This is a genomic window from Streptomyces sennicomposti, assembly GCF_019890635.1.
Lineage (GTDB): Bacteria > Actinomycetota > Actinomycetes > Streptomycetales > Streptomycetaceae > Streptomyces > Streptomyces sennicomposti.
Genome location: NZ_JAIOAB010000011.1, coordinates 58,782 through 70,764, shown reverse-complemented (window position 1 = coordinate 70,764; position 11,983 = coordinate 58,782). Strand labels below are relative to the sequence as shown.

9 protein-coding genes are annotated in these 11,983 nt (G+C 75.2%); 4 read left to right on the top strand and 5 right to left on the bottom strand.

What is annotated here, in order from left to right; genetic code table 11:
* Positions 1-34: 34 nt before the first annotated feature.
* Complete coding sequence (locus K7787_RS09385; protein WP_009189178.1) at positions 35-538, bottom strand: SCO4402 family protein; 504 nt, start codon at positions 536-538, stop codon at positions 35-37.
* A 117-nt stretch (positions 539-655) separates the two neighbouring features.
* Here K7787_RS09385 and K7787_RS09380 point away from each other — a divergent pair, with 117 nt between their 5' ends.
* Positions 656-1,969, top strand: a complete 1,314-nt coding sequence (locus K7787_RS09380) for an ABC transporter substrate-binding protein (RefSeq protein ID WP_223001099.1) — start codon at positions 656-658, stop codon at positions 1,967-1,969.
* A 398-nt stretch (positions 1,970-2,367) separates the two neighbouring features.
* Here K7787_RS09380 and K7787_RS09375 read toward each other — a convergent pair whose 3' ends face one another.
* Both K7787_RS09375 and K7787_RS09370 read right to left on the bottom strand, forming a co-directional pair.
* Positions 2,368-4,131: a hypothetical protein gene (locus K7787_RS09375; RefSeq protein ID WP_223001098.1), complete on the bottom strand. Its 1,764-nt coding sequence runs from the start codon at positions 4,129-4,131 to the stop codon at positions 2,368-2,370.
* A gap of 189 nt (positions 4,132-4,320) precedes the next feature.
* A complete protein-coding gene (locus K7787_RS09370) occupies positions 4,321-5,706 on the bottom strand; it encodes an NsdA family TPR-like regulatory protein (protein ID WP_009189181.1) in 1,386 nt (461 codons plus the stop codon).
* 346 nt (positions 5,707-6,052) lie between these two features.
* Here K7787_RS09370 and K7787_RS09365 point away from each other — a divergent pair, with 346 nt between their 5' ends.
* From K7787_RS09365 to K7787_RS09355, 3 genes are all read left to right on the top strand, one after another.
* Positions 6,053-6,718, top strand: a complete 666-nt coding sequence (locus K7787_RS09365; protein WP_223001097.1) for a bifunctional DNA primase/polymerase — start codon at positions 6,053-6,055, stop codon at positions 6,716-6,718.
* An 81-nt stretch (positions 6,719-6,799) separates the two neighbouring features.
* On the top strand, positions 6,800-7,594 hold the full coding sequence (locus K7787_RS09360; RefSeq protein ID WP_009189183.1) for an ABC transporter ATP-binding protein: 795 nt from the start codon (positions 6,800-6,802) through the stop codon (positions 7,592-7,594).
* Complete coding sequence (locus K7787_RS09355) at positions 7,591-9,234, top strand: transporter (protein ID WP_223001096.1); 1,644 nt, start codon at positions 7,591-7,593, stop codon at positions 9,232-9,234. The genes K7787_RS09360 and K7787_RS09355 overlap by 4 nt, the downstream gene beginning before the upstream one ends.
* Positions 9,235-9,399: 165 nt before the next feature.
* On the opposite strand, the gene K7787_RS09350 is transcribed toward K7787_RS09355, so the two are convergent.
* Complete coding sequence (locus K7787_RS09350; protein ID WP_037726346.1) at positions 9,400-10,296, bottom strand: alpha/beta fold hydrolase; 897 nt, start codon at positions 10,294-10,296, stop codon at positions 9,400-9,402.
* 859 nt (positions 10,297-11,155) lie between these two features.
* Positions 11,156-11,848, bottom strand: a complete 693-nt coding sequence (locus tag K7787_RS09345; RefSeq protein ID WP_009189186.1) for an iron-dependent transcriptional repressor DtxR — start codon at positions 11,846-11,848, stop codon at positions 11,156-11,158.
* Positions 11,849-11,983: the final 135 nt, after the last annotated feature.

Sequence of the window (11,983 nt, the reverse complement as noted above, 5' to 3'; positions counted from 1 at the left end):
CCGGGCCGAGGACCCTGTGCCGCGTCGGCGGACCCTATGCCGCGCCGCGGGTCATGATGCGCAGCACCTCCAGGCTGCGCGGCGGCGCGTCCGGGTCGTCGCCGTCGCTCGCCGCGAGCCGCAGATGCGCGTCCCGCGCCGCCCGCACCGCCTCCGGCCAGGCGTGGTGGTCGAGATAGGCGGCCACCGGCGCGTCCGGCCCGACCTGGTGCATGATCCGCAGCACCCGCAGGACGGCCGTGTCGACGAGCGCGGCCTCCTGGGAGTCCCGGAAGATCGTGCCGACGTATTTCTCGGCGGACCAGTTGTCCAGCCAGGTGTCCTCCACCAGCCGGTACACGGCGTCGGTGACGTCTCCGTACCCCTCGACGCCCGCCAGCCAGACGTCCCGCTGGAACACCGGGTCGGAGAGCATGTGCAGCGCGGAGCGCACATTGCTGCGCCAGCGCCACCACGGCATGTCGTTGAGTGGCATGCCGCCCATGGTGGAGGAGCGACGGCCGCGACGGGAAGAGTTCTCCGAACCTTGCACGGTCATCGATCGTACGTTCTCCTTCCGGACGGCCGGCCCGCCCCCCGCAATTCACCGTCGCGTCACCCATTGTCAAGGAAGGATCGCTCCGGGGTTAGGGATGTGCCGGAATCGTGCGGGGACATGACCGGCAGGCGACACGCGCGCAGCTTCCTTCCCACCGCCCCCACCCGGCCCGCCGGACGCAGAAGGACCCTCCTGACCGCGGCCGCCCTGGCGGTGTGCGCGTCGCTCGCCGCCGGCTGCGGTGTCGTCCCCGCCGTCACGGGGGGCTCCGGGGACGACACCGTGACCGTGATGACCTGGGCGCCGGACGGCACCCGGGCGACCAACAAGCCCGGCATGCCCGCCATGGCCCGCGCCTACGCCCGCTGGGTCAACGCCGACGGCGGCATCGCGGGCCACAAGCTCAAGGTCCTCACCTGCAACGAGGGCAACGACAGCGTGGCGGCGGCCAAGTGCGCCCGGCTCGCGGTCAAGGAGAACGTGGTCGCCGTCGTCGGCTCCTACAGCCAGTACAGCGACTCCTTCTTCCCGCCGCTGGAGGGCGCGGGCATCCCGTACCTCGGCGGCTACGGCGTGACCACCGCCGAGTTCACCCGCGCGCTGTCCTACCCCGTCAACGGCGGCCAGCCGAGCCTGCTGGTCGGACTCGGCAAGGCGCTGGCCGCCGACTGCGGCCCGGTCACCTTCGTACGGCCCGACAGCATCGCCGGCGACGAGCTGCCCGGCCTGCTGAACGCGGGCCTGAAGGCGGGCGGCCACGGCCCCGCCCTCGACCGGCCGGCCGCCGAGGACGCCACCGAGTACTCCGGGCAGGCGGACCGGGCGCTGAGGCAGTCGGCCGCCGAGCCGGGCCGGCGCGGCTGCGTGGTGCCCTCCCTCGGCGAGCGCACCAACATCTTCATGGACTCCTTCCGCCGCGACCGCGACAGCTATCCGGCGGTGCGCACCGCCGCGGTGCTCGGCAACGTCGACCAGACGGTGATCGACGCGAGCGGCGGGCGCACGGGGCCGTACGAGGGGGCGTACATCACCGGCTGGTACCCGGTGGCGGACGATCCGCGGTGGGCGCCGATGAAGAAGGTCATCAACGAGCAGGCGTTCGGCGACAACCGCGTCGATCCGGCGGACGCCGGGGTGCAGACCACCTGGATCGCCTACACGGTGCTGCGCGCGGTCCTGGAGAAGATCGGCTCCGGCGCGGTGACCGCCGACACCGTGCGCCGCACCCTCAACAGCGGGCTGAAGGCGGACACCGGCGGGCTGACCCCGCCCCTGAGCTGGAGCCAGTCCGGCCCCTTCGCCGCCGCGGGCCTGGCCCGCCTGGTCAACGCCGGCGTCACCCTCCAAGTGGTGCGCCAGGGCCGGCTGGTGGCGGCCACGAAGGACGCCGTGGACGTGACGAGGACGCTGCAGAACGCGGACGTGGGCTGAGCGGGAGCCGGACCGCGTACGAGCCAGGCCGGATACGAGCCGGGCCGCGTACGAGCCGGACCGCGCGCGAGCCGAGCCGCGCGCGAGCCGAGCCGGGTACGAGCCGAGCCGGGTACGAGCCGAGCCGGGTACGAGCCGAGCCCCCGGCCGCCGGAGATCTCCGGGACCGGGGGCTCGCTCGTGCTCGGCCGGTGCGCGAGGCGCTGTTCGGCCGGTGTGCGAGGCACTGCTCGGCCGGTGGGTGGCCGGTGCTCGGCCGGTGGGTGGCCGGTGCTCGGCCGGTGGGTGGCCGGTGCTCGGCCGGTGGGTGGCCGGTGCTCGGCCGGTGGGTGGCCGGTGGGTGGCCGGTGGGTGGCCGGTGGGTGGCCGTCGTTCAGCGGGTCACAGTCGGCAGCGGGTCACAGCTGGGTGGGCTGGCGCTGGGTCAGGCCGTACTTCCCGGCGATCGCGTTCCACAGCCCGGCGGCCTTGCTCTTCTGGGCGCTGGCGACGCCGCTCTGCCGGTTGCCGGCCTGCGCCTGGGAGGTGGTGCGGGCCTGGCCCTTCTTGCAGCCGTTCTTGCCGCCCACCTGGTCCGCCCACGCCGCGTAGTGCTGGTCCGCCGAGGCGGACGCCTTCCAGGCGCTGGTGAGCGCGCCGGTCAGCTGCGCGTGGTTCGGCAGCTTGTCGACGGACAGCCCGTTCAGCCGGGTGACCAGCTCGCCGCGCTGCTTGGCGGCGGCGCGCAGGTCGGCCGCGGCCTGCTGGAGGTTGGCGCACTTCTTGACGTCGGCCACCGCCTTGATCACGGAGGCCCGGCTGCTGCCGCTGTCGGCCAGCAGCTTGTCCAGCGCCACCGCCTGATCGCGGGCCGGGTCGGCGGTCGGCGAGGCCGACGGTTCGTTGCTCGCCGGAGCGGTCGCGGAGACGTTGGTGCTCGCGTCGGTCTTCTTGTCGTCGTCGCCGCCGCCCCCGCTGAGCAGGGCGCCCGCGCCGACGCCGAGGACGGCGATGCCGACGCCGATGGCCGCGATCAGCGGCAGCCGCGAGCCGGTGCGCTTGCCGCCCCGGCCGCCGTCGTCGTCCTGGCCGGGGCCGCCGGGCTGTCCGCCGTAGGGCGCGCCCGGTCCGGCGTAGCCGCCGGGGCCGGGGTAGCCGGCCGGGGCGGGGCGTGCGTCGTGACGGGGCTCCACCCGGGGCAGTTGCGCGGTGGCCGGGGCCTCGCCGCCGCCGCGGAACAGGTTGTCGAACTCGGCGGGCGTCTGCCGTCCGGCGTCGCCCGGTCCGCCCGCGCCCGGTCCGGCGCCGAAGGGCGCGCCCGGGCCGCCGCCCACCGGGCCGGCGGGCACGGGGGCCATGAACTGGGTGGGCTCGGCGTCCGGGTTGCCGCCGCCCGCGCCGCCGCCCTGCGGCACCCGGCCGAGGAAGCGGGTCGCGGGGTCGCCGCCGGGCGCCTCGGGCGGCATCGCGCCCGCGCCCACCGGCGGTATGTACTGCGTCGCGCCCTCGTCCGCGGGGGGCGCGTACGGCGCCGGGCCGTCGGTGACCGGCGGTATGTACTGGGTGGCGCCCTCGTCCGCGCCCGCGGCCCCGTACGGCGCGGCCGGCGGCAGCGGCGCGCCGTGCATGCCGTGCGCCTGCTGCGGGTGGCCCGCCTGCGGCTGGTGCTGCTGGTACGGCGGCTGCGCGCCCCCGTGGGCGCCGTGGCCGGGCGCCGGGGCGCCCTCCGGGGGCAGCGGGCCCGCGCCCGGGCGCCCGGCGGCGGGTCCCTGCGCGTCCCACTGGCCCTGCGCCGTCTGGCCGGGCTGCTGCTGGTACTGCTGCGGGGAGCCCCAGCCCGGCGCGGGGGTCTGGGCCTGCCAGCCCTGCCCGGGCCCGGACTGCGGCGGCTGCGGGCTCTGCTGCTGTCCCGGACCCCACGGCTGGCCCCAGGCCTGGCCGCCGGCCGGAGCCGTGCCCGGCCCCTGCCCGCCCTGCTGCGCGGGCGGCATACCGCCCGGCGCGCCATGGCCACCGTGCCCACCGTGCCCGCCATGGCCGCCGTGCCCGCCATGACCGCCGTGGCCGCCCGCGCCGCCGCCCGTCATGCCCGGCAGCAGGGGCTGCCCACCGTCGGAGGGCAGCACGATGCCTTCGCGCGCGGGCTGCGCCGAGGGCTCCTCGCCCTGTCCACTCTGCGTCACCGGGACTCCTACGAATGGGGGACTTGCGGAATCGTCGGCTCACGCTACCGGGTCCCCCGAGCCCCGTGCCACGCAGCACGGGACTCCGTCCCTTCCCCCACGGCCGCAGTGACGAAACCCGCGCCCGATGCGCTGTATATGGGGATCACCCCCGCGTACGCGGGGGCCACAGATGGTTCACGCGCGCGGTCACGCCGCCGCCTGCACCTCCAGCCGCGCCCCGAACTCCCGTACCACCGCCTCGTCCCGGAACGGATCGAGCCGCTGCTGGAAGTCCTCCAGATACTCCGCGCCCCGGTTGGAGCGCAGCGTCTCCAGCAGCTCCACGGCCTTCATCCCGGTGCTGCACGCCTGCTCGATCTCCCGCTGCTGCACCTGCGCCGTGGCGAGCAGCACATAGCCGATCGCCCGGCGCCGGGCCCGCGCGGCCGGATGCCCGGCCAGCGCCCGCTCCGCCTGCCGGGCCGCCGCCTCCGGCTGCCCCAGATCGCGGTAGCAGTGCGCCAGCTCGTCGGCGAGGTACGCCTCGTCGAAGTGCGCGATCCACGCCGGATCGTCCCCGGTGTCCGACTCGGCCGCCTCCAGCGCGCTGATCGCCCGCCCCGCCGACAGCTGCGCCGAGCGCACATCGCCCATCAGGGCGTGCCCGCGCGCCTCGGCCGCGTGGAACATCGACTCCGCGCGCGGCGTCACCCGGCCCCGCGCCCCCTCCTGCGCCGCCCGCGCCAGCTGCGCGATCTCCCGCGGGTTGCCGAGCTGCGCCGCGAGATGGCTCATGGAGGCCGCCAGCACGTAACCGCCGTAGCCGCGGTCGCCGGCCGCCTGCGCGAGCCGCAGCGCCTGGATGTAGTAGCGCTGCGCGAGCCCCGGCTGGCCGGTGTCCACGGCCATGTACCCGGCCAGCTCCGTCAGCCGCGCCACCGCGCCGAACAGATCGCGGCCCACCGCCTCCCGGTACGACCCCGCCAGCAGCCCGGAGACCACGCTGTTGAGGTAGTGCACGACCACCGGCCGCACATGCCCGCTGCCGTAGGTGTGGTCCAGGTCCACCAGCGCCTGCGTCATGGCCCGTACGGCCGCGACGTCCGACTGCCCCACCCTCGGGCCGGCCGCCCGCGCCACCTGGCCGTCCGGCGCCGAGATCAGCCAGTCCCGGCTCGGCTCGACCAGCGCGGAGGCGGCGACGGAGGAGCCGGACAGGAAGTCCCGCCGGCCCACGTCGCTGCGCCACAGCTCGCACACCTGCTCGATGGCCCCCAGCACCGTCGGCGAGAACTGGAGACCCACCCCCGAGGCGAGGTTCTTGCCGTTGGCCATGCCGATCTCGTCGATCGTGACCGTACGGCCGAGTTTGCGGCCCAGCGCCTCGGCGATGATCGCCGGCGCCCGGCCGCGCGGCTGCTGTCCGCGCAGCCAGCGCGCCACGGACGTCTTGTCGTACCGCAGATCCAGGCCGTGCTCGGCGCCGCACATGTTGACCCGGCGGGCCAGCCCGGCGTTCGAGCAGCCCGCTTCCTGAATGAGCGCCTGCAGCCGTTCGTTCGGCTGCCGCGCTACGAGAGGCCTTGCGGCCATGGCATAACCCCCTGCTTCCTGGCGGCTCGCGTGTGGCTGCGGTGCCCTGCCCACGCACCGAAGTTGACGTGACTTGCGCGGCCGGCCCCCGACGCATCCCGGCGAGGAGACCGGCCGTGAAGATCAATGCCCCACGGACATACCGAAAATGCGGGACATGCGAAGATTGCCGGAGTAAAGGTGCATGCCGCCCCCACACTCAACTACCCCGCGCCCGCCGCGGATCCTCCCGCGCGCCCCCGACCGTGCACCCATGCGCCCCGGCCGTGGAATCGGTGCTCCTCCCCCGCGCGCGGCCCCGCCGCGCACCCCGTAACTCCAGGTGGGCACGGGAGTTGAGTGGAACGTGGAAGAGACGATCCCGGACACCCAAGTCGCGCCCCTCACCGGCCAGATCCCCCTCCAGCGCGGCGACTCGCTGCTGGAGACCGCCGTTCGCTATGCCGAAGAACGCCACTGGGACGTCCTGCCCGGCACCTGGCTGGAGGACGCCGACGGGGTGCGGCGCTGCTCCTGCGGCGACCCGGCCTGCGCCGCACCCGGCGCACACCCGGCGCGCGATGACTGGGCGAGCCAGGCCACCGGCAGCGCGACCGTCGCCCGCCGGCTGTGGCAGAAGCGGCCCACCGCGTCGATCCTGCTGCCCACCGGCCGCACGTTCGACGCAATGTGCGTCCCCGAGACCGCCGGGTTCCTCGCGCTGGCCCGGATGGAACGCATGGGCCTCACCCTCGGCCCGGTCACCCTCACCCCGGAGCGGCGCATGCAGTTCTTCGTACTGCCCGGCGCCTGCGCCAAACTCCCCGGCCTGGTGCGCCGGCTCGGCTGGTCCCCGTCCTCCCTCGACCTGGTCGCGCTCGGCGAGGGCGCCTACGTCGCCGCCCCGCCCACCCGCTACGGCACGCGCGGCGCCGTCCAGTGGGTGTGCCGGCCGACCCCCGCCAACCGCTGGCTGCCCGACGCCGAGGAACTGATCTCCGCCCTCGCCTACGCCTGCGGGCGCGACCGCTAACGCCGGTCCGACGACGCGCGTCCTCCCCGGAGGCCGGTCGCGCGCCGGTGGACGCCCCGCCGCTCCCCCGTAGGGTGCACCCTGACGGAGGGAGCAGCAGTGGTGAGTACCAGCGCCGTACGGATTCAGGGGCTGTGGAAGCGGTTCGGGCAGCAGATCGCCGTCGCCGGGATCGATCTGGAGCTGCCCGCCGGGAAGTTCATCGGCCTGGTCGGCCCCAACGGCGCCGGCAAGACCACCACCCTGTCCATGGTGACCGGCCTGCTCCGCCCCGACCAGGGCACCGTCGAGATCGCCGGGCACGACGTGTGGCGCGACCCGGTCGCCGTGAAGGCGCGCATCGGCGTCCTGCCCGAAGGGCTGCGCCTGTTCGAACGGCTCACCGGACGCGAACTCCTCGCCTACTCGGGCCGGTTGCGCGGACTGCCCGGCGACGAGGTGGACCGGCGCGCGGCCCAGCTCCTCGACGTGCTCGACCTGGCCGGCGCCCAGCACAAACTGGTCGTCGACTACTCCACCGGCATGCGCAAGAAGATCGGCCTCGCCGCCGCCCTCCTGCACAACCCCGAAGTCCTCTTCCTCGACGAGCCGTTCGAGGGCGTCGACCCCGTCTCCGCGCAGACCATCCGCGGCGTCCTGGAGCGCTACACCGCCTCCGGCGCCACCGTCGTGTTCTCCTCCCATGTGATGGAGCTGGTCGAGTCGCTGTGCGACTGGGTCGCCGTCATGGCCGCCGGCCGTATCCGCGCCCAGGGGCCGCTCGCCGAGGTCCGCGGCGACGCCGCCACCCTCCAGGAGGCCTTCCTCGCACTCGTCGGCGCACAGGGCCGCGCCGCCGGGTCCGACCTCGACTGGCTCGGCGGCGGCGCCCGATGACCGCCACCGCGCCCACCGGCCCGACCGGCCGGCAGACCCCGCCGGCCGCCCCCGCCCCGTCGATCACCCCCGTCGTCGTCCGGCTGAAGCTGTCGCTGCTGCGCAACGGGCTGCGCCAGTCCGGCGGGCGGCGCGCCGCCTACCTCACCTCCGCCGTCCTCGCCCTGCTCTTCGCCCTCTCCCAGCTCCTCGGGCTGATCGTGCTGCGCGGCCACGCGCACATCGCCTCCGTCGCCGTGCCCGGCGGGGCGCTGCTCGCCCTCGGGTGGGCGGTGATGCCGCTGTTCTTCCCCAGCGGCGACGAGACCCTCGACCCGACCCGCCTGGTGATGCTGCCGCTGCGCCCCCAGCCCCTGGTCCGGGCGCTGCTGGCCGCCTCCCTGGTCGGCGTCGGACCGCTGTTCACGGTGCTGCTGCTGGCCGGCTGCGTGATCGCGGTGGCGCACGGGGCGGTGGCCTGGACCGTCGCGGTCGTCGCCGTCCCGCTCGCGCTGCTGGTGTGCGTGGCCCTCGCCCGCGCCGTGGCCGCCGCCAACATCCAGCTGCTGACCAGCCGCCGGGGCCGCGACCTCGCCGTGCTCAGCGGTCTGGTCGTCGCCGTCGGCGCCCAGCTCGTCAACTTCGGCATGCAGCGGCTCGGCACGGCGGGCCTGGCCCAGCTCGACCCGGCCGCGGACGTCCTGCGCTGGGTGCCGCCCGCGACGGCCGTCGGCGCGGTGGACTCCGCGAGCCGCGGCGACCACGCGGCGGCCGCCGCCCAGCTCGCCCTGACCGCCGCCGCCCTCGCCGCCCTGCTCGGGGTGTGGGCGCGCAGCCTCACCCGGCTGATGACCTCCCCCGACGCCTCCACCGTCCAGAGCCCCGACGCCGCGGCCCGGGAACGCTCCGGCGGCGGCCTCGCCCGGCTGGTGCCGCCCGGCCGCACCGGCACCGTCATGGAGCGCAGCCTGCGCTACATCTGGCGCGACCCGAAGACCAAGGCCGCCTGGATGACCTCGCTGGCCATCGGCCTGATCGTGCCCGTCTTCAACGCCCTCCAGGGCACCGGATCGCCGTACTTCGCCTGCTTCGCCGCCGGGATGCTCGGCATCCAGATGTACAACCAGTTCGGCCAGGACACCTCCGCGTTCTGGATGGTCGCCCTCACCATCTCCACCCCGCGCGACGCCTACGTCGAACTGCGCGGGCGCGCGCTGGCCCTCCTCACGGTCACCCTGCCGTACGCCACCCTCGTCACCGTGCTGACCACCGCGCTGCTCGGCGGCTGGGCGCGGCTGCCGCAGGTGCTCGGCCTGTCCTTCGGGCTGCTCGGCGCGATGCTGGCGACCGGGGCGTGGATGTCGGCCCGCTTCCCCTACTCCATCCCGCAGGAGGGCTACAAGAACGTCGTCCCCGGCCAGGCCGGTCTCGCCTGGATCGCCGTCTTCGACGGCATGCTCTCGGCGGCCCTGCTGTGCTCCCCCGTCATCGCCCTCACCATCTGGTCGCACGTCAGTGCGAGCGGCGGGGACTGGAGCTGGGTGCTGCTGCCGGTCGGCGCGCTCTACGGCGCCGGGCTGACCGTCCTCGGCCTGCGACTGGCCGCCCCGCGCACGGCGGCCCGGCTGCCGGAGATCCTGACGGCGGTCAGCAAGGGCTGAGACGGCGCGTGCCCTCGGTGCCGGGGGCGGTCCGGGGGGTGCGTGTCCTCGGTGCCCTCGGTGCCGGGGAGGCGGGCCGGGGCGGTCCGGGGGCCCTCGGCGTCAGGGGGCGCGTGCCGGGAGCGTACGGGACGCGGACGCGGACGCGGACGCGGGGCGCGCGGGTCACGGGGAGAGGACCGACTCCAGGAACGGGGTGATGGCCGTACGCCACGCCTCCGGCTGGTCGCAGTGCACGAGGTGACCGGCGTCCACCACCTCCGCGTACTGGCCGCGCGGCAGGACCCGCACCATCTCCTGCGCCTCGGCCCGGCCCAGCTCGCCGTCGAGACCGCGCACCACGAGGGCCGGGCAGCGCACCTGGGTCAGCTCCTCCCAGTGCGCGTCGTACACCCACGTCTCCCGGGAGGCGAGCATGTCGGCGGGCTCGAAGACGGGACGCCAGCCGTCCGGGCACTCGTGCATGACCTCGGCGTAGAACTCGCCGCGGGCCGGGTTCGGGCGGTCCACCCAGGGGTCGTCCTCGCCGAACCACTTGCGGACGTCGGCGAGCGTGGCGAACGGCACCGGCCACGCCTTGAACCACTCCTCCCACTCCCGCTGGGAGGCCGCGCCGAGTGCGGAGGCCCGCATGTCGCAGATGACCAGCCCGCGCACCAGGTCGGGGCGCCGGGCGGCGAGCTGCCAGCCGGTCAGCGCGCCCATTCCGTGCCCGATGACCAGGACCGGCCCGAGACCGAGCTGCTCGACGGCGGCCTCGGCGTCATCGACGTAGGCCTCGCGGGTGAGGGCGGACGACGGCGGCTTGTCGCTCTGGCCGTGTCCCCGCTGGTCGAGCGCGACGGCCCGGTACCGCCCGGACAGCCACCGCGCGGTGCCCGCCCAGTGCGAGGCCCGGCCCATGAGGCCGTGGAGTAACAGCACGCCGGTGGCGCGCGGCGAGGCGGTACGGCCGTCGGCCGGACCGGGGGAACCGGGACGCTCGGACGGGGCGAGGTGCTCGGGCGGTGCGGGGTGCTCGGACGGCCCGGAGGACTCGCGCGCCCCGGGGTGCTCGGACACGGCGGAGTGCCCGGGCCGGGCGGCCCGCTCGGCCCCCTCGGCGCGTCCGGAGTGCTCGGGGACGGCGGAGAGCCGCTGCCGCCCCGCCGCCTGCGCCGACCGCGAGGACGACGCGGACTGCGCGGACTGCGCCGGTTCCACCGGCCCCGCCCGTTCCGCCCGCCCCTGCTCCGCCCGCTCCGCCTGGGCCGGGACGAAGGGTTTGTCCGCCTCCTCGCCCTCCCCCACGGCCCCGTGGCCGTCCTTCGGGGGTTCGGCGAACTCCCAGGCGGCGAGCCGTACGCCACCCGCCCCGGTCACGTCGATACGCCGCGCCATGTCCTGGCACCCCCCTGGTTCCGCTCCGGCCGCTCGTCCCGTCCGTCCTCGGACGGACCGGCGGCCGGCCCTGTGAACCAACGTTCGCTTGTCTCTCAGCCGTCGTGCGCACTGCTCCGGTCCGGGCCGCGCGGGGCGGCCCGTCACCTCACCCGCAGGCTATCGAAAACCTTTTCGAAAGCACCCTTTTCCCAGCGAACACCCCACGTTCGAGTGACCCCGCCCCAGGAATGATCGCCGCCGTCGAGGGGAGATCTTCAACGGGAGGCGGACCACTCGGGGAAAAGGGGTCCGCGGGGAACGACCCTGAGAGCTCGGGGCTCCGGGTCGCACCAGGGGAGGACAGGCCCCGGCGCCGCAAGGCGCCGGGACCCTCCACACGTCTGCGGCACATCCTCCCCCACCCCTTCGGGTCATATGCCTCTCGCACCAGCCTCGCACGCGAGGCGCCGCGCCCGCTGCCCTTCGGCGCACCCGGCCCGCACGCGCCGCGCACCCCCGGGGAACCGGGCGGGAAGACACCGGCCGGGGCCGGCTCCGCTCAGCGCTTGGCGACGAAGACGTGCGAGGCGGTCTCCGACTCCAGCTCGGCCGCCTCGCCGCCGCTGCCGACCAGCACCCCGCCGGGCGACTCCGTCACGCTGACCACCGAACCGGGCTGCACGCCCGCCCGCCGCAGCGTGTACATCAGCTGCGCGTCCGTCTGGATCGGCTCCCCGATCCGGCGCACGACGACCGTCTTGCCGTCCGAGCCCGGGTCGAGATCGGCCAGCGACACCATGCCCTCGTCCAGGAACGGGTTGGCGCCGTCGGCCTCGCCCAGTTCCTCCAGACCCGGGATCGGGTTGCCGTACGGCGACTCGGTCGGGTGGCGCAGCAGCTCCAGCACCCGGCGCTCGACCGCCTCGCTCATCACGTGCTCCCAGCGACACGCCTCGGCGTGCACCTGCTCCCACTCCAGGCCGATCACGTCGACCAGCAGACACTCGGCGAGCCGGTGCTTGCGCATGACGCGCGTGGCCAGCCGGCGGCCCTCGTCGGTCAGCTCCAGATGGCGGTCCGGCGCCACGGAGACCAGACCGTCGCGCTCCATCCGCGCCACCGTCTGGCTCACCGTCGGCCCGCTCTGATCCAGCCGTTCGGCGATCCGGGCGCGCATGGGGACGACGCCTTCCTCCTCCAGTTCGAGGATGGTGCGGAGGTACATCTCCGTGGTGTCGATCAGTCCGGACATACGTGCCCCTCGATTACCTCTGCCGGCGGCTGGACGGCTCACCGGAGCGTGCGCTGGCCCTGGACTCAATTCTGACGCATACCACTGACAACCGGAGCGCTCCGCCGAAAGAGGGGGCCGGAACAGGACGGAGCG